The following is a 20743-nucleotide window of genomic DNA, read 5'->3' as shown; positions in this document are numbered from 1 at the left end:
AACATGCGTGCACGGGCGGAGAGGAAACCTCTTCGCCCGTGCCAGTAATTACCCGTTCAAAGGGCGATTATTTTTTGTCTTTCACTTCTTCAAACTCGGCATCGACAACGTCGTCATCTTTCGCGTTGTTTGCAGAAGCATCAGCGCCTGCTGCACCAGCCTGCTGCTGTGCGTGCTGCTGCTGAGCGATTTCCATCAGTTTCTGGGAAACCTGTGCCAGCGCCTGCATTTTCGCTTCGATATCCGCTTTGTCTTCGCCTTTCAGAGAAGTTTCCAGCGCGGTCAGTGCAGACTCGATGGCAGTTTTGTCGTCAGCTGGCAGTTTGTCGCCTGCTTCTTCAACCTGCTTACGAGTGCTGTGCAGCAGATGGTCACCCTGGTTACGAGTCTGAACCAGCTCTTCAAACTTACGGTCAGATTCTGCGTTCGCTTCTGCTTCGCGAACCATTTTCTGAATTTCTTCTTCGTTCAGACCAGAAGAAGCCTTGATGGTGATCTTCTGCTCTTTACCGCTGTTTTTGTCTTTCGCGGAAACGTGCAGGATACCGTCGGCATCGATGTCAAAAGTAACTTCGATCTGCGGCATACCGCGCGGAGCCGGGCTGATACCATCCAGGTTAAACTGACCCAGATCTTTGTTATCAGCGGCGCGTTTACGTTCACCCTGCAGCACGTGGATGGTTACCGCAGACTGGTTGTCTTCAGCGGTAGAGAACACCTGGCTGTGCTTGGTCGGGATAGTGGTGTTTTTCGCGATCAGTGGAGTCATCACGCCACCCATGGTTTCGATACCCAGAGACAGCGGGGTAACGTCCAGCAGCAGCACGTCTTTCACATCACCGGTCAATACACCACCCTGAACGGCAGCACCGATTGCCACTGCTTCGTCCGGGTTAACGTCTTTACGCGGCTCTTTACCGAAGAACTCAGCAACTTTCTTCTGTACCATCGGCATACGAGTCTGACCACCGACCAGGATAACGTCCTGAACGTCGGAAACAGACAGACCAGCATCCTGCAGAGCAACTTTCAGCGGCTCGATAGAACGGTTAACCAGGTCTTCAACCAGGCTTTCCAGTTTCGCACGGGTCACTTTGATGTTCATGTGTTTCGGACCAGTCGCGTCTGCAGTAATGTACGGCAGGTTCACGTCGGTCTGCTGAGCGGAAGACAGTTCGATCTTCGCTTTCTCAGCGGCTTCTTTCAGACGCTGCATCGCCAGCGGGTCATTACGCAGATCGATACCCTGATCTTTCTTAAATTCGTCAACCAGGTAGTTGATCATACGGCTGTCGAAGTCTTCACCACCCAGGTGGGTATCACCGTTGGTTGCCAGAACTTCGAAAGTTTTTTCGCCGTCAACTTCGTCGATTTCGATAATAGAGATATCGAAAGTACCACCACCGAGGTCATAAACCGCGATAGTACGGTTGCCGACTTCTTTATCCAGACCGTAAGCCAGTGCCGCTGCGGTCGGTTCGTTGATGATACGTTTTACTTCCAGACCTGCGATACGGCCAGCATCTTTGGTTGCCTGACGCTGAGCATCGTTGAAGTATGCAGGTACGGTGATAACCGCTTCAGTTACCGGTTCGCCCAGGTAATCTTCAGCCGTTTTCTTCATTTTTTTCAGCACTTCAGCAGAAATCTGCGGCGGTGCCATTTTCTGACCTTTTACGTCAATCCATGCATCACCGTTGTCAGCACCGATGATTTTGTACGGCATGATGGCTTCATCACGCTGTACTTCTTCGTCCTGGAAGCGGCGGCCAATCAGGCGTTTAATCGCAAACAGGGTGTTTTGCGGGTTTGTCACTGCCTGACGTTTAGCCGGCTGACCAACCAGAGTTTCACCATCCTGGGTATAAGCAATGATAGAAGGCGTGGTGCGATCGCCCTCGGCGTTCTCCAGCACACGTGCAGTAGTGCCATCCATAATCGCTACACAAGAGTTGGTAGTACCCAGGTCGATACCAATAATTTTACCCATCTAAACGTCTCCACTAAAAATTCGGTCATCATGTGGTTGTGAATCTGTAATAAGGGCGAAACGTGCGGTTTCAACTACCCTGAATCGTTTTTTTTCAGACTCACCACTGCGGTTGTCTACAAGATGGGGTCGTAACCCACGTCATCAAGGGGGGCATGAAAATTTTTTTTAGCACAGTGGCGATAAAATTAAGGTAAAAAGGCAGAAAGGCAAAAAAACGAATAGTTTCCAATCAAAATCAATTCACAAAACAAATCAAAACCAGCACGGCCATTCATGTGAAAATTGTAATAAAAAGAAAAGATTACGACCATGAAACGGTTTCCCGTCGGCGGTAAGATGGTCTGATGTCACACCCTTTTACAGCCGTCAAAGAGAAATTCCATGAAATCCGTGTTAACCCTTTCCACCAGCCTGCTTATGGGCCTGCTGCTGAGCAGCGCCGCGCACGCTAACGATCATAAAGTTCTGGGTATGATTGCGATGCCCCGCAATGCAACCAACGACCTCACGCTGAGAATTCCCGTTTGCCGGGTGGTGAAGCGCATTCAGCTCACCGCCGATCGCGGTGATATTAAACTTAACGGCGCATCCGTCTACTTCAAAGCAGTACGCACTTCCAGCCAAAGCCTGAACGTCCCGTCATCCATTAAAGAGGGACAAACGACCAACTGGATCTCTATTAATAGCGACAACGACAATAAACGCTGCGTGTCTAAAATCACCTTCTCAGGCCAGTCAGTAAACTCCTCTGACATGGCAACGCTGAAAGTTATTGGCGACGATTAATTCTGCACATTTTGATTCAGAAGCCATAGAAAACATGCGGGGCAGACACGCGGTTGATGTGAAAGCCATTGAACTGGAATAACAACTGCCGCGCCCATGAAGCAGCGCCATCTGGCGATGGGTATTTCTCACCAGATCGTCCACCAAATCCCTCAGTTCCCGGTGGTACTTCAAATCGTCTGTCTTAGCAAAATGTTCAACCATGCATAAGCGTGATGCCCATCACAGGGAAAATAATTCATTTTCCCTTCGTTAGATCATAGACAGTGCCCTCTCCCCTGATTATCATGCCGCGCCCCGAAGACAGTGATCGTTATTTGGGGAAACTATTTCACCATTCAATCAATGATGATTTTGAGGAATTATGGGCAACACTAAGTTGGCTAATCCGGCACCGCTGGGCCTGATGGGCTTTGGCATGACCACCATTCTGCTTAACCTGCACAACGCGGGTTTCTTCGCCTTTGACGTTATTATTCTGGCGATGGGCATTTTCTACGGCGGTATCGCGCAAATATTTGCCGGTCTGCTGGAATATAAAAAGGGCAATACCTTCGGTTTAACCGCCTTTACCTCCTACGGTTCGTTCTGGCTGACGCTGGTTGCAATCCTAATCATGCCGAAAATGGGCCTGGCGGATGCAACCAATGGTCAGTTCCTGGGCGTATACCTGGGTCTGTGGGGCGTGTTCACACTGTTCATGTTCTTCGGCACGCTGAAAGCTAACCGCGCGTTGCAGTTTGTCTTCCTGAGCCTGACAGTGCTGTTCGCACTGCTGGCGGTCGGCAACATTGCAGGTAACGAAGCGATCATTCACGTTGCTGGCTGGATTGGCTTAGTGTGTGGCGCAAGCGCCATTTACCTGGCGATGGGTGAAGTGCTGAACGAACAGTTTGGCCGTACCATCCTGCCGATCGGTGAAGCGCACTAATCTGACGCTATCCCCCCGGACGGGGGGATATTCCTTACAAGCGCTGTAACTCGCCCTGCACGCTCGTATCGCGATGATAAATATCCTGTCGCAGCCAAATCCCCAGACCTAACCCCACCAGCGATAACGCCAGGACATACCAGGCCGGAGCCATTGGCGACACGCTCATTAACATCGTCACGGCGATTGGTGTCAGACCACCAAAAATGGCGTACGACACGTTGTAAGAAAAGGAGATTCCGGTAAAGCGGACCTCCGCCGGAAACGCCCGCACCATCACATAAGGCACAGCCCCCACCACGCCAACGCACAACCCTACCAGCCCGTATAACAAGAACAAGTGCTGAGGATGGCTACCGGTCAGATGATAGAAAAACCAGCTTGAACAGGCCAGCAGCAGGCTGCCGACAATAAAGGTTTTGCTGGCGCCGACCCGATCGACAATAAACCCTGCCAGCAGACAGCCGACGCACAGCATAATGGTCGCGACACTGTTGGCTTGTAACGTCAACGCCGGTGCAAAACCATACTGCTTCTGCAACCAGACTGGCGACATCAGGATCACCACCACAATCCCGGCCGATAACAGCCAGGTCAGCAGCATGGAAATGACCACCGCTTTTTTATGTTTGCTCACCACCGACTTCACCGGTAGCTCTTGCGCCAGCGCTTTACGCTGCTGCATTTCGAGGAAGATGGGCGTTTCCTGCAACCAGCGACGCAGGTACATCGCCACCAGCCCAAACACGCCACCCAGCAGGAACGGGATACGCCAGCCGTAGTCATGCACCGCCTGCTGCGTCAGGCTGGTATTCACCAGCGTCGCAACCACCGATCCCAGCAGAATCCCCACCGTCAGCCCGGCGGTCAGCGTGCCACAGGCAATGCCGATGCGGCGCTCCGGTACGTGCTCCGCAACGAACACCCACGCGCCGGGCACTTCTCCGCCGATGGCAGCGCCTTGCAAAATACGCATCAGCAGTAACAGCAGCGGCGCGAGGATCCCCATTGAGGCGTAGATAGGCAAAAGACCAATCGCCAGCGTCGGTATCGCCATCAGCAAAATGCTCAGGGTGAACATTTTCTTACGCCCGACCAGATCGCCAAAGTGCGCCATGATGATGCCACCCAGCGGACGCGCCAGATATCCGGCGGCAAAAATGCCGAAGGTTTGCACCTGGCGTAGCCATTCAGGAATGTCTGCCGGGAAGAAGAGTTCGCCAACAACAGCGGCAAAGAAGACGAAGATAATGAAATCATAAAACTCAAGCGCACCGCCGAGGGCAGCAAGCGTAAGAGTTTTATAATCCTGGCGATTCAGCGGTCGAGTGTGTTGTGACATAGCAAACCATGAGTCAGTGGAGTTATTGAATCTGTCTGTCGATATATGTAAAGCAAAAATTACTATATCGTAAACAATTCAATACTCCACTGTCATTGGCACTTATGTCACGATCGGGCTACTTTCAGGTGTTTGTATCGCGAATTGCGCTTTTAGGACGAAATGATGCTACAACTGCCGGTGCAGTTTCCACATACGGCCCATCCAGCAGCTGTATACAATACGGTACACTTGCAAATATACCCGGCACGATAACCTTACCGTCGGCATCTTTCACGCCTTCCAGCGTTTCTTTGATCGATTTCGGCTGCCCTGGCAGATTCAGAATCAACGCCTGTTTACGAATCACACCAACCTGGCGGGAGAGAATAGCCGTTGGCACAAAGTGCAGGCTTATCTGGCGCATCTGCTCGCCAAAGCCCGGCATCTGGCGGTCGGCTACGGCCAGCGTGGCATCAGGCGTTACATCGCGGCGGGCCGGACCCGTTCCGCCGGTAGTCAGCACCAGATGACAGCTCATTTCATCCACCAGCTCACATAAGGTCTGTTCGATGATCGCCTGTTCATCCGGGATCAGTCGCGTTTGCAGCTCAAAAGGGGTGGTAAGGGCAGATGCCAGCCACTCTTCAAGGGCCGGGATACCTTTATCCTGGTAAACGCCGCTGGAAGCACGGTCAGAAATGGAAACCAGGCCAATGCGTAAAGTATTCATGATTATTCCGTTTAAACAGTCTCGTTAAACAGAATGATACACTGCGAAGGGAAGGACAGACAGGTTTCAGAAGAGGTAGCGTGACCCATATCAGGGCCACGCATTAATGATTACAGCAGATCGCCGATCATTTTTTCCAGTTTACCCTGGTCTACAGCAAACTTACGGATACCGTCCGCCAGTTTGTCTACAGCCATCGGATCCTGGTTGTGCTGCCACAGGAACTCAGCTTCGGTGATGCGTGCAGGACGCGCTTTCACTTCGCCAGAGAAGGACAGTTTACGTTCGATAGTGCCTTCGCTTTCCGCCAGTTCTTTCAGCAGTGCCGGTGCAATCGTCAGACGATCGCAGCCTGCCAGCTCAATGATTTCGCCGACGTTACGGAAGCTCGCACCCATCACCACGGTTTCGTAACCGTGTTGTTTGTAGTACTCATAGATTTCCGTTACGGAAACCACACCCGGATCTTCTGCCGGTGCATACTCTTTCTTGTCAGTGTTGGCTTTGTACCAATCCAGAATACGACCAACAAACGGAGAAATCAGGTATACGCCAGCTTCTGCACATGCGCGCGCCTGCGCGAAGGAGAACAGCAGAGTCAGGTTACAGTTGATACCTTCTTTTTCCAGCTGCTCAGCGGCACGGATGCCCTGCCAGGTTGAAGCCAGTTTGATCAGAATGCGATCGTTGCTGATGCCAGCATCGTTGTACATTTTGATCAGACGTTTTGCTTTCGCGATGGACGCGTCGGTGTCGTAGGACAGACGAGCGTCAACTTCAGTAGAGATACGACCCGGGACCAGTTTCAGGATCTCCAGACCGATATTTACTGCCAGTTTATCGGTCGCGTCGACGATCTGCTGTGCGCGGTCGTTGCTCTGCTGCTTAGCCCAGGCTACAGCGTCATCAATCAGCTTGCGGTATTCTGGGATCTGCGCTGCGTTAAGAATGAGAGAAGGGTTAGTTGTGGCATCCTGAGGCTGATACAGCTTCATTGCCGCGATGTCTCCGGTGTCGGCCACTACTGTGGTGAACTGACGAAGGGAGGTCAATTTGTCCGTCATGATAGCGATTCTCTTTAAACAGCTTGTTAGGGGGATGTAACCGATCTTCCCTGATGATAGCACGACGCACTCTCAGCGCAACCGCCTGGATTGTCCGACCCGCCGCTCAGCCCTGATTACGCATCTCACAGCTCGTGATGCGCAATTAAGGATATACCCATTGTTATGGTAAACTCCCGCAATCAATCACCTTATAAGGTATATACTGGTCGATAATTGGTAGCGCTTACACGGGATTATTCGCGCTTACCGGCATCAACAAGAGGGATGTTAATGCCTGATTTTTTCTCATTTATTAATGAAATACTCTGGGGATCGGTGATGATCTACCTCCTGCTTGGCGCAGGATGTTGGTTCACCTGGCGTACAGGGTTCGTGCAGTTCCGCTATATTCGCCAGTTTGGCAAAAGTCTTAAAAACAGCATCAGCCCGCAGCCGGGCGGTTTAACTTCTTTTCAGGCTCTGTGCACCAGTCTTGCCGCGCGCGTCGGTAGCGGAAATCTGGCGGGTGTGGCGTTGGCGATCGCCGCCGGCGGCGCGGGAGCCATTTTCTGGATGTGGGTCTCGGCGGTCATTGGTATGGCAACCTCATTCGCCGAATGTTCCCTTGCCCAGCTGTATAAAGAGCGCGACAGCAAGGGACAGTTTCGCGGCGGTCCTGCATGGTATATGGCCCGTGGATTGGGCATGCGCTGGATGGGCGTGCTGTTTGCCATCTTTTTACTCATTGCCTATGGCCTGATTTTTAACAGCGTGCAGGCAAACTCAGTCTCTCGTGCGTTGACCTTTGCTTTTGACATCCCTCCCCTCTTCTCCGGTATCGCACTGGCAATAGTGTCATTACTGGTCATTGTCGGCGGCATTAAAGGCGTTGCCCGCCTGATGCAATGGTTTGTTCCGATGATGGCGCTGCTATGGATCGGTTGTAGCCTCGTCATCTGCCTTTGGCATTTCGGACAGCTCCCCGGCATTATCATGACCATCATAAAAAGCGCCTTTGGCTGGCAGGAAGCCGCGGCCGGTGCAGCCGGGTATACGCTAAGCCAGGCCATTGCCAGCGGTTTTCAGCGCGGTATGTTCTCTAATGAAGCCGGAATGGGCTCAACTCCGAACGCGGCTGCCTCGGCAGCATCCTGGCCGCCACACCCTGCAGCACAAGGCATTGTGCAAATGATTGGTGTATTGGGCGATACGCTAATTCTTTGTACGGCCAGCGCAATGATCATTTTACTGGCGGGTAATGGCACCACTTATGTGCCAATGGAAGGCATCCAGTTGCTGCAACGAGCCATGGTCTCGCTGACGGGTGAATGGGGGGCCGGATTCGTTGCCTTAATAGTGATTCTGTTTGCCTTTAGCTCTATCGTCGCCAACTACATTTATGCGGAAAACAACCTCATTTTCCTGAAACTGGACAACATCCGGGTTATCTGGTTATTACGTATTGCCACCGTTTGCACCGTCATTGGCGGTACGTTAATCAGTTTTCCGCTGGTCTGGCAACTTGCCGACATCATCATGGCCTGTATGGCCATTACTAACCTGACGGCGATTCTTCTGCTTTCTCCGGTTGTCCATACCATCGCCAGCGACTATCTGCGCCAGCGAAAACTCGGGGTGCGCCCGGAATTCGATCCGCGCCGTTATCCTGATATCAGACAACAGCTTGCGCCCGATAGCTGGGATGAAACGCCGCGCGAATAGCGCGGCAATCGCAACCATCGATCAATTCAGTCGTTTTTTTTGCTAAAGTCGCAGTAAATTTCCTGCAAGGACTGGATATGCTGATTCTGATTTCACCTGCAAAAACGCTCGACTACCAAAGCCCGCTGGCAACGACACGTCATACGCTGCCCGAGTTGCTGGATCACTCTCAGCAGCTTATTCACGTGGCACGCCAACTCTCTGCACCGCAGATTGGCAAGCTGATGGGGATTAGCGACAAGCTGGCGGATCTGAACGCCACCCGTTTCCATGACTGGCAGCCTGACTTCACGCCGGACAATGCACGTCAGGCCATTCTGGCGTTTAAAGGCGACGTCTATACAGGGTTGCAGGCTGAAACCTTCAGCGAGGCGGATTTCGACTTCGCTCAACAGCATTTACGGATGCTGTCCGGGTTGTACGGCGTTTTGCGTCCGCTGGATTTGATGCAGCCTTACCGCCTGGAGATGGGCATTCGTCTGGCCAATGCGAAGGGTAAAGATCTCTACCAGTTCTGGGGAGATACCATCACCGATAAACTTAACGAAGCGCTGGAAGCGCAAGGCGACAGCGTGGTGATCAACCTCGCCTCGGATGAGTATTTTAAATCCGTGAAGCCGAAAAAACTCAACGCTGAGCTTATCAAACCGGTCTTCCTCGACGAGAAGAACGGCAAGTTTAAAGTCATCAGCTTCTATGCCAAAAAAGCGCGCGGCCTGATGAGTCGCTACATTATTGAGAACCGCTTAACGCAACCGGAACAGCTGACCGCATTTAACAGCGAAGGCTACTTCTTTGATGAAGAAGCATCAGGAAACGGCGAACTGGTGTTTAAACGCCACGAGCAATAGTAAAAAGGCCGGATGACGGCTAACGCCTTATCCGGCCTACAGGTTTTGTCGGCCCGCTATGCAAAGCGCCAGCGGGCACAACCGTTAACCGCGGGTCATCATCAGCTTGCGCAGTTCAGCAAAATCAGCTGGCAGGTGATGAGAAAGCAGCGGCAGGTCCGCGCGTTCCGCCAGTTCTTTTGGCAACGCCAGCGTCAGGTCAAGAATCTCTTCAACGCTTTCTTTAAACTTCGCCGGATGCGCAGTACCAAGGAACAGGCCGTACTCGCCAGGATTCAGTTGGTCACGCAGCGCTCGGTAAGCCACCGCCGCATGCGGTTCTGAGGTGTAGCCTATCTCATGTAACTCACGCATCGTGTCCTGAGTCGTCGCATCGTCAACAGCGGCATAACCCAGCTCATTCAGACGCCAGATTTTACGGCGGAACAGTTCTTCCACGCGCGGCCAGTTGTTCGGCTGGCTGACATCCATCGCATTCGACAACGTTGCCTGGGTCGCTTTCGGCGCCCACTCACCTTCTGCAAGGAAACGCGGAACCGTATCGTTAACGTTCGTCGCCGCGATAAAACGCTTCACCGGCAAGCCCAGTGATTTCGCCAGCAGCCCGGCGGTCAGATCGCCAAAGTTACCGCTGGGAACGGAAATCACCAGTTGATTACGCGCCTCTTGCGGCAGTTGGGCCACAGCCTCAAAGTAGTAACAGATTTGCGCCAACAGACGGCTGATGTTAATTGAGTTAGCCGAGTTCAGTCCCAGAGCCACCTTCAGCTCTTCGTCATCAAACGCCTGTTTCACCAGCGCCTGGCAGGCATCAAAATCGCCATCAATCGCCACAGTTTCAATATTACCGCCCAGCGTACAGAACAGTTTTTCCTGTAATGGGCTGATCTTGCCGTTCGGGTAGAGGATCACCACGCGCACATTTTTCAGGCCATAAAAGGCATGCGCAACCGCCGCCCCGGTGTCTCCGGAAGTCGCCGTCAGAATCGTTACCGGTTTGTCGCCACTGATGTGCGTCAGCATCTGCGCCATAAAGCGCCCGCCAAAGTCTTTAAATGCAAGCGTAGGGCCGTGGAACAGTTCCAGACAGCCGACATCCGCGGCAACCTGGGCAACCGGAGCCGGAAAGGCAAATGCCGCACGCACGCGCTCTTCCAGAATTTCCTGAGGGATCTCATCACCAATAAATGCGGACAGGATCTTCGCGCTGCGGCTAACGAAGTCCTGGTTCAGCATCTCATCCACTTCTGTCAGATTGAATTCCGGTAGATCGTGCGGAAAAAACAATCCCTGATTCTTGCCCAGTCCTTGCGTAACAGCCTGTGCAAAGCTGACCTGTTCGTTGTGATCTTTCAGATTATACAGTTTCATTGATTATCCCAGTACCCGTGCGCCCGCCGTGTCCAGCCGGCAAATATGAACAAAGCCTTCCTGATTTTGTAGGTAATTTTTACCCAGCCAATCTGCTACGCGCTGTGCCGTATCCGGCTTATCGCACAAGGCGAACAGCGTCGGCCCTGACCCGGATATACCGCTGGCCAGAGCGCCAATTTCTGCGACCGCCTGACGCGCCTGGCTAAAGCCTGGCAGCAAGCGGGTACGATACGGCTCAGCAATGACATCTTTCATCAGCTTCGCGGCCAGAAGAGGCTGACGGGAATAGCAGGCATGGATGAATCCAGCCAAATGCCGCCCGTGAGCGATACAGTCCTGACGGCGATACTGGGCTGGGAGAATCGCCCGCGCTTCTGCCGTCGACACTTTTATCCCCGGATACGCCAGTACCCACAGCCACTCATCAAAGCCTGGCACCTGCTGGCTAATAATGCCGTTTTCTTCAATCATTAACTGCATGCCGCCCAAAAAGCACGGGGCGACGTTATCGTAATGAATACTGCCGGAGATACGCCCTTCCAGCTCGCCCATTATCGCTAACAGGCGCGTATCGTTGAGCGGCTTGCCGCAGTGTTCGTTCATAGCGACCAGCGCCGCCACGACGGAACAGGCGCTGGAGCCTAACCCGGAGCCAATCGGCATATTTTTTTCCAGCGTCATCGCCACCGGAACGGTTTTACCCAGCTCCTGGCAGAATCGCTCCCAACACTGGTAGACAATATTTTCACGTGGCTCGGACGGCAGTTTGTTGGCAAAGCGCCCAAGGTTGTTCAGGCTGAACTGGTCAGCCGCCTCAACGGACACCACATCACCCAACAGCGAACCGTCCACCGGCGTTACCGCTGCACCGAGCACATCAAACCCGACGCTCATATTGGCACTGGAAGCCGGGGCATAAACTCTCACCATGTCAGACTCCTAACTTCCATGAAAGGGTGCGTAGCAGGTCGGCAAAGACGCCCGCTGCCGTCACATCGTTACCCGCGCCATATCCGCGCAGAACCAACGGTAACGGCTGATAGTAGTGGCTATAGAATGCCAGCGCGTTTTCACCGTTTTTCACTTTAAACAGCGGATCGTTGCCGTCTACTGCATCAATTTTCACGCGACAAACGCCGTCCTCTTCGATATTGCCAACATAGCGCAATACTTTTCCCTCATCACGGGCTTTCGCCACACGCGCGGCAAAGACGTCATCCAGCTGCGACAATTTCGCCATAAACGCGGAAACATCACCGGAGTCATCAAACTCTTTTGGCAGGACCGGCTCAACGACAATGTCAGAAAGCTCCAGCTCACGACCGGTTTCACGGGCCAGGATCAGCAGCTTACGCGCCACGTCCGTACCGGAAAGATCGTCACGCGGATCGGGTTCGGTATAGCCCATCTCACGCGCCAGGGTGGTGGCCTGCGAGAAGCTCATGCCTTCATCCAGCTTGCCGAAAATAAACGACAGTGAGCCAGAAAGGATGCCTGAAAAACGTTGCAGTTCATCACCTGCGCTGAGCAGATTTTGCAGGTTTTCAATAACCGGCAAGCCCGCGCCCACGTTGGTGTCGTACAGGAATTTACGACGAGACTTCGCGGCGGCAAAACGCAGCTGATGATAGTAATCCATCGACGACGTGTTGGCCTTTTTGTTCGGCGTAACCACGTGGAAGCCTTCACGCAAGAAGTCGGCATATTGATCCGCTACTGCCTGACTTGACGTACAGTCGACAATCACCGGATTGAGCAGATGGTATTCTTTCACCAGACGAATTAAGCGCCCAAGGTTGAAAGGCTCTTTCGCGCTCTCCAGCTCCGACTGCCAGTTTTCCAGATTCAGACCGTGGACGTTGGTCAGCAGGGCCTTCGAGTTCGCCACGCCGCACACGCGCAGATCGATATGCTTCTTTTTGAGCCAGGTTTGCTGACGTTTAAGCTGCTCCAGCAGCGCACCGCCCACGCCGCCTACGCCAATCACAAACACTTCAATCACCTGGTCGGTGTTGAACAGCATCTGATGGGTCACGCGTACGCCGGTGGTCGCGTCATCGTTATTCACCACCACCGAAATAGAACGCTCAGACGAGCCCTGGGCGATCGCTACAATATTGATGTTCGCCCGAGCCAGCGCGGCAAAGAACTTCGCCGAGATGCCGCGCAGGGTGCGCATACCATCGCCAACAACAGAGATGATGGCCAGACGCTCAGTCACCGCCAGCGGCTCCAGCAGGCCTTCTTTCAGCTCGAGGTAGAATTCATCCTGCATAGCGCGTTGTGCACGCGCGCAGTCGCCCTGCGGGACGCAGAAGCTGATGCTGTATTCAGAAGAGGATTGGGTGATCAGCACTACCGAGATGCCCGCACGCGACATTGCGGCAAAAACGCGCGCCGCCATGCCCACCATGCCTTTCATTCCAGGGCCGGAAACGCTAAACATCGCCATGTTATTGAGGTTAGAAATACCTTTTACCGGCAAATCATCGTCATCACTGCTGGCACCGATCAGCGTACCGGGCGCTTGCGGATTGCCGGTATTTTTAATCAGGCACGGGATCTGGAACTGGGCAATAGGGGTAATGGTGCGCGGGTGCAGCACTTTAGCCCCGAAGTAAGAAAGCTCCATCGCTTCCTGATAAGACATCGACTTAAGCAGTCGGGCGTCGGGTACCTGACGCGGATCGCAAGTATATACACCGTCGACATCGGTCCAGATTTCACAACAATCGGCACGCAAACAGGCGGCCAGTACGGCGGCAGAGTAGTCAGAGCCATTACGCCCCAACACCACTAACTCACCTTTTTCATTTCCAGCGGTAAACCCTGCCATCAGAATCATGTGGTCCGCAGGAATACGGCTGGCGGCGATGCGGCGCGTAGATTCGGCGATATCAACGGTAGATTCGAGGTAATGGCCGACAGCCAGCAATTTCTCCACCGGGTCGATGACCGTTACGTTATGCCCGCGTGCTTCCAGCAGGCCGGCCATGATAGCAATCGACATTTTTTCACCACGGCAGATAAGCGCGGCATTGATGCTGTCCGGGCACTGTCCCAGCAGGCTGATGCCGTGCAGGACGTGCTTAATCTGAGCAAATTCTTGTTCAACAAAGGCTTTGAGCTGCGCCAGCGGAAAACCTGGTTGCTCGGCGGCAAGACCCACCAGCAGCTCGGAGAAAATGCGTTCGGCGTCGCTGATATTAGCTAAAGCATCCTGACCACCGATGGTCTTCTCAATCATTGCCACCAGATGGTTGGTAATTTTTGCGGGGGCAGAGAGAACGGTTGCGACCTGCCCCTGTCTGGCATTGCTTTCCAAAATATCGGCAACCCGCAGAAAGCGTTCTGCATTTGCCACTGATGTACCGCCGAACTTCAACACTCGCATGGTTTACCTCATTGCCTTTGGTCGAAAAAAAAGCCCGCACTGTTTAGGTGCGGGCTTTTTCTTGTGTTTCCTGTACGCGTCAGCCCGCACCGTTACCTGTGGTAATGGTGATGGTTGTGGTAATAGTGATGCTGATGCGTTTCATGATGTTGTGTGCTCTGTAATTATTATCTGTCTGTGCTGTATTCTTTTAGGGTTAAAGTATCTGCTGACCTAAGTCAATAAATTTTTAAATTGATCACATTCCGAAACTTGTTCACGAGCGACTGCTTGCCCTTTTACTTTCAACCAATACAGCATGTTGAGCCCACTTGAACCAAGAACAAAACACTACACAACAAAAATTGTTCAACATTTTATTTTGTGATGTTTTTTTCAATATCATGTAAAAAACGGTGCAACATTGCCGTGTCTCGCTGCCCCAACAGACCCATTCGCTGTTGCAACCAGTCCGTCAGCTTGATGTCGTCAGAAACGTTCAGCGTGGCTAATAAACGCAAAACGCGTGCGCGCAATGCCTGCAGCTGAAGCTCATCCGTCACCTCAACGTTTTTGGCCGGTTGTTGTATTAAACCTGCTAATTGATAGCAATACACCATCACCGCCTGCCCCAAATTGAGTGAAGGATAGTCAGCGACCATCGGTACACCAGTGAGTACATCTGCCAGCGCTAATTCTTCATTGGTCAGCCCCGAATCTTCACGACCAAACACCAGCGCTGCATGTTCCATCCACGTGGATTTCTCCTGTAACAGGGGAACCAGTTCGACCGGGGTGGCGTAATAATGGAACTTCGCCCGGCTACGCGCGGTGGTCGCAACGGTAAAATCAACGTCGTGAAGCGCATCGGCTAACGTTGGAAAAACGTTAATATTATCAATAATGTCGCCAGATCCATGCGCGACCCATCGCGTGGCGGGTTCCAGGTGCGCCTCGCTGTCAACGATACGTAATTGAGTGAATCCCATGGTCTTCATCGCACGGGCAGCCGCACCAATATTTTCCGCTCTGGCAGGGGCAACCAGAATAATTGTTAAACGCATTTCGATACTCTTTTTGGTCAGTCTGCAAGTAATAATGTGACGCACGTCAACATATTACGCAGCGCAAATTTACATTTTTTTAACAGAAGTCACTGAAAAAGGATTTCGCATCCGGTAAAAAATGCTAAACTATTTCCAAACTGTACTATTGCTTTTTATGTTAACAAAAGTTGTATATCCCTCTGTTTATCCATGATAATTTATTTTAAAATGGATCGCATTGGTTGGATTCATTACATTTATTAATTAGCTCGTGCAACTAGTTGTAATATTGCAATTTTGTGATGAAAGCAAACATTTGGATACGTTGATTTCATCAAACTGTTAACGTGCTACAATTGAACTTGATATATGTCAACGAAGCGTAGTTTTATTGGGTGTCCGGCATGTCTTAGCCTGTTATGTTGCTGTTAAAATGGTTAGGATGACAGCCGTTTTTGACACTGTCGGGTCCAGAGGGAAACTACCCACGACCAAGCTAATGATGTTGTTGACGTTGATGGAAAGTGCATCAAGAACGCAATTACGTACTTTAGTCATGTTACGCCGATCATGTTAATTTACGGCATGCATCAGGCAGGTCAGGGACTTTTGTACTTCCTGTTTCGATTTAGTTGGCAATTTAGGTAGCAAACATGCAGACCCCGCACATTCTTATCGTTGAAGACGAGTTAGTAACACGCAACACGTTGAAAAGCATTTTCGAAGCAGAAGGCTATGATGTATTCGAAGCGACAGATGGCGCGGAAATGCATCAGATTCTCTCTGAATATGACATCAACCTTGTGATTATGGATATCAATCTGCCTGGGAAAAATGGCCTCCTGTTAGCGCGCGAACTTCGCGAACAAGCTAACGTTGCGCTGATGTTCCTGACGGGCCGTGATAACGAAGTCGATAAAATTCTCGGCCTCGAAATCGGCGCAGACGATTACATCACCAAGCCGTTTAACCCGCGCGAACTGACTATCCGTGCTCGTAACCTGCTGTCCCGTACCATGAACCTGGGTACTGTCAGCGAAGAACGCCGTAGCGTCGAAAGCTACAAGTTCAACGGCTGGGAGCTGGACATTAACAGCCGCTCTCTGATTGGTCCTGACGGCGAGCAGTATAAACTGCCACGCAGCGAATTCCGTGCAATGCTTCACTTCTGTGAGAATCCGGGCAAAATCCAGTCTCGCGCAGAACTGCTGAAAAAAATGACCGGTCGTGAACTGAAGCCGCATGACCGTACCGTTGACGTGACTATCCGCCGCATTCGTAAACATTTCGAATCTACGCCGGATACGCCAGAAATCATCGCCACCATTCACGGTGAAGGCTACCGTTTCTGCGGCGACCTGCAGGATTAATTCAATCCTCACAGGTAAAAAAACGGCGCGTTATGCGCCGTTTTTCATTTCCCCACCGCCCTATTTCCATAGGCGAAACTCGTCACTCTGCGCAGGCAGAGGCTCCGGAATTTCTGTCGGCTTTGGTTTTGGCTGTGCCAGCGAGTGCCAGTCAAGATGACGCGTCAGGAACATCACGCCACACAACGCGACCAACAGCACGCCGGTTCCCAGCAGTAAAGAGCTGTCCTGTGAACGTAGCAGCACCCACATCACCCCATCCAACCCCAGCAGCGCCACGGTGAATAAAATACTGTTCCGCCAACTCTGTAATATCGCCTGCAGATACACCCCGTTCATTAACGCGCCTACCAGGCTTGCCGTAATCCACGCCGCCGTAAACCCAATGTGCTCAGACAATGCCAGCAGCAGCAGATAAAACATCACCAGCGATAGCCCCATCAGCAGATACTGCATCGGGTGCAGACGCAGGCTGGTCATACTTTCAAGCACGAAGAAAGACATAAAGGTCAGTACAATCAGCAGGATGGCATACTTGGTAGCCCTGTCCGTTAACTGATACTGATCCGCTGGCGTGGCGACGGCAACGCTAAATGCAGGCATTCCCTTCCAGCCAATCTTTTCGCCATCAAAGCGTTCGCCGAGGTTATTCGCGAACCAGCTGCTCTGCCACTGGGCCTTAAATCCTGATTCGCTGATTTCGCGCTTCGCCGGGAGGAAATCCCCCAGAAAGTTGGGATGCGGCCAGTTGCTGGTTAAAGTCATTTCACTGTTACGGCCAACCGGAACAACGGAGAAATCTCCGGTTCCGCTCAAATTCAACGACAACACCATGCTCAGGTTTTGCTCCGCCCAGCTCGCGTCAGGTAGCGGTATGTGGATCCCTTGAGCTCCCCCATCCAGCCCCGTCCCTGGCTCAACGGCCAGCGATTCCCCATTGACCTGCGGCGCTTGCACCACGCCGATCCCGCGCGCATCCCCCACGCCAACCACGATAAACGGTTTGCCGACGCTGACGTTGGGATGGTTTAAATCACGCAAGCGTTCAGCGTTAAACTCGGCCTTCACCGAGAGATCATTGTGCCAGACCTGGCCTTCGTAAATACCGATTTTACGCGCTTCAACGTTCTGATTCCCCTCAACCACCAACGACTCCGGCAGCCAGAAATGGATATAGCTGCGCTTACGCTGGATCTGTTTGTCGCCTTCCAGCTCGATATACAGTTCCGTCACCGGGACGGCAATCAGCGGCCCGACCATCTTTTGCGGCCCGCTGGTGCTCTGACGAATAGCATCTTCGACTTCATCACGATAATCCGATCGCTCAACGATTATCTGCCTGACCATCGTCAGTGGTATTAACAGCAATAATATGGCGCCGCCTAAGGTGACGATTTTCCAAAACAGGGGTGATTTAAACATAGCGTTCTCCTTTGCAATATCAGTAAGGTAGAACAGCTATGTGCGGAGAATTTGAAGTTATGTGAAGTGACGGTGAAGCGTAAACGAGGCCTGGGCGCCGCCCTCTGGTCGGTTAGATAATGTTACCGTACCTTCATGCAGTCGTGCAACTTCACTGACAAACGCCAGCCCCAAACCGCTGCTCTTGTGCCCATTCTCGCGGGGCAGCGAGTAGAAGCGCTCAAAAATACGCGGCAACGCAAAATCAGGGATCCCGCTACCGCTGTCGGTAACCTGCAATGTGACCAGCTCCTCCTGCTGATGCGCGCTCAACGTAATCGTCCCGCCTTGTGGCGTGAAGTCGATAGCGTTGTCGAGCAAGTTCCCCAATGCCTGCTCCAGTAACGCGGGATCGGCAGCGACGCTAAGCGATGAAGGCAGAATGGTCAGCGTAATGTTTTTTGCCGCCAGCTGCACGCTACGCGCCTCTTTGAGCTGAGCAAAAAGCGTATCTACTTCCACTGCCGTCAACGTAATGTCCTGTCGATTCTCCAGTCGCGCCTGGCGCAGCAAAGTTTCGACCAGCGCCTGCATACGCGCATTTTGCGTCAGAATATTATCGGTAAAACGCGCTACCACGTTTGGCGGCGGGCCTTCGCGCAATATCTCTGCCGCGCCACGAATGGCCGCCAGCGGACTTTTCAGCTCATGCGTTAACGCGTAGACATATTGCTCAATGTAGTTCTTGCCTTCGAGCTTCAGACGCATACTTTCCAGCGCCTGCGCCAGTTTGCGTAACTCGCTGCTGCCTAAATCAGGCAGTGGGACGGGGCGATTCTCGGTAACGGAGTCGGCATAACGCGCCAGCCGGGCAATGGATCGGTTTATCCACCATACCATCCCGAAGCCAATCACCAGGGCAATGCCCAGCAATACGGCGCTGGCCCACAGCATTCGCCGTTCACTGCGTTTAATCACCGGTGCCATCGCCGCATTTGGTTTGCCGACACTGAGCACGCCGATAATACGCCCACCGTCTACGATCGGCGCGGCAACGTACATCACCGAGCTTTCCGGATCGTTCGGGTTTTGCGGCGTGCTGCGGGCGCCATACTGCCCACGCAGCGTTAACCACACATCGTTCCAGCGGGAGTAGTCCTGACCGACGGCCTGGTTAGCTGAATCAAACAACACCTTGCCCTGCGCGTCCGTCATGTAGACATGGTATTCATTACGCACTTTGTTAATGCCGCTGATGTTGGCGTTAAATGGGCGGTTATGCAGCTGCGCAAATGCCTGCGCCAGCTTGCCGTTAGCCGGTGAGTCAGAGAGCACGTCATCACGCGCCAGTGCAGCCAGCAGCGTGGCGGTATCAATTAGAGTACCTTCGGTCGCCCGACGAACGCCTGGCTTAATTTCCTGCACAAAGATCGACAGAACAAACCAGGCGGCGACCGCGACAATCAGAAAATAGCCGAGCAGCAAACGCATGCCAATGCGCATCAGCAATTCCTCAGGCTGTATCCCATACCGCGATGTGTATTGATGGGGGAAAGCTCCGGATTGATAGCCCGCAGCTTGGCGCGCAGCGTTTTGATGTGAGTATCAACCGTTCTGTCAAAGGTATCCTGTGCGTCTGCCCAGACTAAATCCATCAGTTGCTGGCGAGAGTAAATACGTCCCGGCGACATCAGCAATGTTTTCAGCAGCAGGAATTCATAACGCGTCAGGTTCAACGGTATGCTGAACCAGGTAATCTGCGCGGCCAGCTCATTAAGTTCAAAATCCCTACAGCGTGTCATCGATGAAGGCGTGGAGAATTTTTGCACCCGCCGCAGCAGCGTACGCACACGAGCGCACACCTCGCGCGGCGAGAAAGGCTTGGCAACATAGTCATCTGCGCCAATTTCCAGCCCCAACAGGCGATCCACTTCATCGCTGCGCGCGGTCAGAAAGAGGATCGGCAACGCCGGGTGGCGTTCCAGTAAACGTCGGCACAGTTCAAAACCGCTGATATCCGGTAGCCCGACATCCAGAATGATGGCATCAGGGCATTGCTGGCGAGATTTCTCCAGCACGGGAAATCCGCGCTCAAACGCCTCTACGCTAAACCCTTCTTGTTGCAGCATGTAGATAAGCGTATCAGCGATTCCCTGCTCATCCTCAACCAACCAGATCAACGGCTGTTGCATTGTGCTTCCTTGTTATTGCCGCCACGGCATGATGGGTACCGCGCTAATGGCATTTTTGGGCGATCCATCGACCACTTTATCTGAATAGGCCAGATAGGCCAGCGCATTACGTTTCGCATCGTAAAAACGCACGACCTGTAAAGATTTAAACACCAGCGAGGTACGTTTCTTAAATACCACTTCGCCCTGAGCTTTACCGTTCTTGATTCTGTCGCTCAGTTCTACCGGCCCAACCTGCTGGCAAGAGATGGCGGCATCGGAGGTATCTTCCGCCAGCCCCAGTCCACCTTTGATGCCGCCGGTCTTCGCACGACTCACGTAACAGGTCACATTGGTAACATCCGGATCGTCAAACGCTTCGACCACAATTTTATGATCCGGCCCAAACATTTTGAACACCGTATCGACAGATCCAATCTGCTCCGCATGGGCGACCTGCGACAACATCAGCAGAATTGAGGAAATGACTAAGCTCTTATATTTCATATTGTTACCATTCTTAAAAGTTGTTCTGCGTAATTATTAAACATTCTAAGATAAAATGTATACAGATCACAGGATTACAATAATCACGCTTTCGTATGTCCGAAAAAAGCACTTATGA

At 52.4% G+C, this 20743-nt stretch carries 19 protein-coding genes and 1 other annotated feature; of the genes, 5 read left to right on the top strand and 14 right to left on the bottom strand.

What is annotated here, in order from left to right; translation table 11 throughout:
* Positions 1 to 67: 67 nt before the first annotated feature.
* A complete protein-coding gene (dnaK, locus tag OGY10_RS04875; RefSeq protein ID WP_003829739.1) occupies positions 68 to 1990 on the bottom strand; it encodes a molecular chaperone DnaK in 1923 nt (640 codons plus the stop codon).
* Positions 1991 to 2374: 384 nt separating this feature from the next.
* On the opposite strand from dnaK, the gene OGY10_RS04870 reads away from it, so the two are divergent.
* Both OGY10_RS04870 and satP read left to right on the top strand, forming a co-directional pair.
* Positions 2375 to 2779 carry a DUF2541 family protein gene (locus tag OGY10_RS04870; protein WP_008786150.1) on the top strand — a complete coding sequence of 135 codons (405 nt, stop codon included), beginning with the start codon at positions 2375 to 2377 and terminating at the stop codon, positions 2777 to 2779.
* A 364-nt stretch (positions 2780 to 3143) separates the two neighbouring features.
* Positions 3144 to 3710 (top strand): acetate uptake transporter, encoded by a 567-nt coding sequence (satP, locus tag OGY10_RS04865; RefSeq protein WP_003829744.1) that lies wholly within the window; start codon positions 3144 to 3146, stop codon positions 3708 to 3710.
* Between the two features lie 34 nt (positions 3711 to 3744).
* Here the strand turns inward: satP and OGY10_RS04860 are convergent, their stop codons facing one another.
* The 3 genes from OGY10_RS04860 to tal form a co-directional block, all read right to left on the bottom strand.
* Positions 3745 to 5052 carry an MFS transporter gene (locus tag OGY10_RS04860; protein WP_079934409.1) on the bottom strand — a complete coding sequence of 436 codons (1308 nt, stop codon included), beginning with the start codon at positions 5050 to 5052 and terminating at the stop codon, positions 3745 to 3747.
* 124 nt (positions 5053 to 5176) lie between these two features.
* Positions 5177 to 5764: a molybdopterin adenylyltransferase gene (mog, locus tag OGY10_RS04855; protein ID WP_008786149.1), complete on the bottom strand. Its 588-nt coding sequence runs from the start codon at positions 5762 to 5764 to the stop codon at positions 5177 to 5179.
* A 110-nt stretch (positions 5765 to 5874) separates the two neighbouring features.
* Positions 5875 to 6828, bottom strand: coding sequence for a transaldolase (gene tal / locus OGY10_RS04850; protein ID WP_003829752.1), 954 nt, complete (start codon positions 6826 to 6828; stop codon positions 5875 to 5877).
* Positions 6829 to 7101: 273 nt separating this feature from the next.
* On the opposite strand from tal, the gene OGY10_RS04845 reads away from it, so the two are divergent.
* Together OGY10_RS04845 and yaaA are read left to right on the top strand one after the other, a co-directional pair.
* Complete coding sequence (locus OGY10_RS04845) at positions 7102 to 8532, top strand: alanine/glycine:cation symporter family protein (RefSeq protein WP_020996236.1); 1431 nt, start codon at positions 7102 to 7104, stop codon at positions 8530 to 8532.
* Between the two features lie 77 nt (positions 8533 to 8609).
* Positions 8610 to 9383: a peroxide stress protein YaaA gene (yaaA, locus tag OGY10_RS04840; RefSeq protein ID WP_032942329.1), complete on the top strand. Its 774-nt coding sequence runs from the start codon at positions 8610 to 8612 to the stop codon at positions 9381 to 9383.
* An 84-nt stretch (positions 9384 to 9467) separates the two neighbouring features.
* Here the strand turns inward: yaaA and thrC are convergent, their stop codons facing one another.
* From thrC to yjjY, 6 genes are all read right to left on the bottom strand, one after another.
* Positions 9468 to 10754, bottom strand: a complete 1287-nt coding sequence (gene thrC / locus OGY10_RS04835) for a threonine synthase (RefSeq protein WP_008786145.1) — start codon at positions 10752 to 10754, stop codon at positions 9468 to 9470.
* Between the two features lie 3 nt (positions 10755 to 10757).
* Complete coding sequence (gene thrB / locus OGY10_RS04830; protein ID WP_008786144.1) at positions 10758 to 11687, bottom strand: homoserine kinase; 930 nt, start codon at positions 11685 to 11687, stop codon at positions 10758 to 10760.
* A 1-nt stretch (position 11688) separates the two neighbouring features.
* Positions 11689 to 14151 carry a bifunctional aspartate kinase/homoserine dehydrogenase I gene (thrA, locus tag OGY10_RS04825; RefSeq protein WP_286576383.1) on the bottom strand — a complete coding sequence of 821 codons (2463 nt, stop codon included), beginning with the start codon at positions 14149 to 14151 and terminating at the stop codon, positions 11689 to 11691.
* A 23-nt stretch (positions 14152 to 14174) separates the two neighbouring features.
* Positions 14175 to 14301: a sequence feature (Thr leader region), on the bottom strand.
* The gene (gene thrL / locus OGY10_RS04820) at positions 14231 to 14296 is read right to left on the bottom strand and encodes a thr operon leader peptide (RefSeq protein WP_032337689.1); all 66 of its coding nucleotides are present in this window, start codon (positions 14294 to 14296) and stop codon (positions 14231 to 14233) included. (Overlaps the previous feature by 66 nt.)
* 206 nt (positions 14302 to 14507) lie before the next feature.
* Entirely contained in the window at positions 14508 to 15194 is a 687-nt protein-coding gene (locus tag OGY10_RS04815; RefSeq protein WP_003829762.1) for a tRNA/rRNA methyltransferase, read from the bottom strand.
* Between the two features lie 399 nt (positions 15195 to 15593).
* Entirely contained in the window at positions 15594 to 15734 is a 141-nt protein-coding gene (gene yjjY / locus OGY10_RS04810; RefSeq protein ID WP_042998021.1) for a YjjY family protein, read from the bottom strand.
* Positions 15735 to 15829: 95 nt separating this feature from the next.
* Here yjjY and arcA point away from each other — a divergent pair, with 95 nt between their 5' ends.
* The gene (gene arcA, locus OGY10_RS04805; protein ID WP_001194359.1) at positions 15830 to 16546 is read left to right on the top strand and encodes a two-component system response regulator ArcA; all 717 of its coding nucleotides are present in this window, start codon (positions 15830 to 15832) and stop codon (positions 16544 to 16546) included.
* 60 nt (positions 16547 to 16606) lie between these two features.
* Here arcA and creD read toward each other — a convergent pair whose 3' ends face one another.
* Genes creD through creA form a run of 4 tightly spaced genes read right to left on the bottom strand, consistent with a single transcriptional unit; the run spans position 16607 to position 20625 of the window.
* On the bottom strand, positions 16607 to 17968 hold the full coding sequence (creD, locus tag OGY10_RS04800; RefSeq protein WP_213752492.1) for a cell envelope integrity protein CreD: 1362 nt from the start codon (positions 17966 to 17968) through the stop codon (positions 16607 to 16609).
* A gap of 57 nt (positions 17969 to 18025) precedes the next feature.
* Positions 18026 to 19450, bottom strand: coding sequence for a two-component system sensor histidine kinase CreC (gene creC, locus OGY10_RS04795; RefSeq protein WP_048214983.1), 1425 nt, complete (start codon positions 19448 to 19450; stop codon positions 18026 to 18028).
* A complete protein-coding gene (gene creB / locus OGY10_RS04790) occupies positions 19450 to 20139 on the bottom strand; it encodes a two-component system response regulator CreB (RefSeq protein WP_286576380.1) in 690 nt (229 codons plus the stop codon). The genes creC and creB overlap by 1 nt, the downstream gene beginning before the upstream one ends.
* A gap of 12 nt (positions 20140 to 20151) precedes the next feature.
* Positions 20152 to 20625: a protein CreA gene (gene creA, locus OGY10_RS04785; protein WP_137378063.1), complete on the bottom strand. Its 474-nt coding sequence runs from the start codon at positions 20623 to 20625 to the stop codon at positions 20152 to 20154.
* Positions 20626 to 20743 lie beyond the last annotated feature (118 nt).

The organism is Citrobacter sp. Cpo148 (assembly GCF_030332375.1).
In the GTDB taxonomy this organism is placed as follows: Bacteria; Pseudomonadota; Gammaproteobacteria; order Enterobacterales; family Enterobacteriaceae; genus Citrobacter; species Citrobacter portucalensis.
This window is presented reverse-complemented; position numbering and strand designations above follow the sequence as displayed.

Coding starts and splice junctions, on each gene's coding strand:
- thrA (WP_286576383.1), bottom strand. CDS start 14,151: ATGCGAGTGTTGAAGTTCGGCGGTACATCAGTGGCAAATGCAGAACGC.
- creB (WP_286576380.1), bottom strand. CDS start 20,139: ATGCAACAGCCGTTGATCTGGTTGGTTGAGGATGAGCAGGGAATCGCT.
- thrB (WP_008786144.1), bottom strand. CDS start 11,687: ATGGTGAGAGTTTATGCCCCGGCTTCCAGTGCCAATATGAGCGTCGGG.
- creD (WP_213752492.1), bottom strand. CDS start 17,968: ATGTTTAAATCACCCCTGTTTTGGAAAATCGTCACCTTAGGCGGCGCC.
- OGY10_RS04870 (WP_008786150.1), top strand. CDS start 2,375: ATGAAATCCGTGTTAACCCTTTCCACCAGCCTGCTTATGGGCCTGCTG.
- dnaK (WP_003829739.1), bottom strand. CDS start 1,990: ATGGGTAAAATTATTGGTATCGACCTGGGTACTACCAACTCTTGTGTA.
- thrC (WP_008786145.1), bottom strand. CDS start 10,754: ATGAAACTGTATAATCTGAAAGATCACAACGAACAGGTCAGCTTTGCA.
- satP (WP_003829744.1), top strand. CDS start 3,144: ATGGGCAACACTAAGTTGGCTAATCCGGCACCGCTGGGCCTGATGGGC.
- tal (WP_003829752.1), bottom strand. CDS start 6,828: ATGACGGACAAATTGACCTCCCTTCGTCAGTTCACCACAGTAGTGGCC.
- mog (WP_008786149.1), bottom strand. CDS start 5,764: ATGAATACTTTACGCATTGGCCTGGTTTCCATTTCTGACCGTGCTTCC.
- OGY10_RS04860 (WP_079934409.1), bottom strand. CDS start 5,052: ATGTCACAACACACTCGACCGCTGAATCGCCAGGATTATAAAACTCTT.
- yaaA (WP_032942329.1), top strand. CDS start 8,610: ATGCTGATTCTGATTTCACCTGCAAAAACGCTCGACTACCAAAGCCCG.
- creA (WP_137378063.1), bottom strand. CDS start 20,625: ATGAAATATAAGAGCTTAGTCATTTCCTCAATTCTGCTGATGTTGTCG.
- yjjY (WP_042998021.1), bottom strand. CDS start 15,734: ATGACTAAAGTACGTAATTGCGTTCTTGATGCACTTTCCATCAACGTC.
- OGY10_RS04845 (WP_020996236.1), top strand. CDS start 7,102: ATGCCTGATTTTTTCTCATTTATTAATGAAATACTCTGGGGATCGGTG.
- creC (WP_048214983.1), bottom strand. CDS start 19,450: ATGCGCATTGGCATGCGTTTGCTGCTCGGCTATTTTCTGATTGTCGCG.
- OGY10_RS04815 (WP_003829762.1), bottom strand. CDS start 15,194: ATGCGTTTAACAATTATTCTGGTTGCCCCTGCCAGAGCGGAAAATATT.
- arcA (WP_001194359.1), top strand. CDS start 15,830: ATGCAGACCCCGCACATTCTTATCGTTGAAGACGAGTTAGTAACACGC.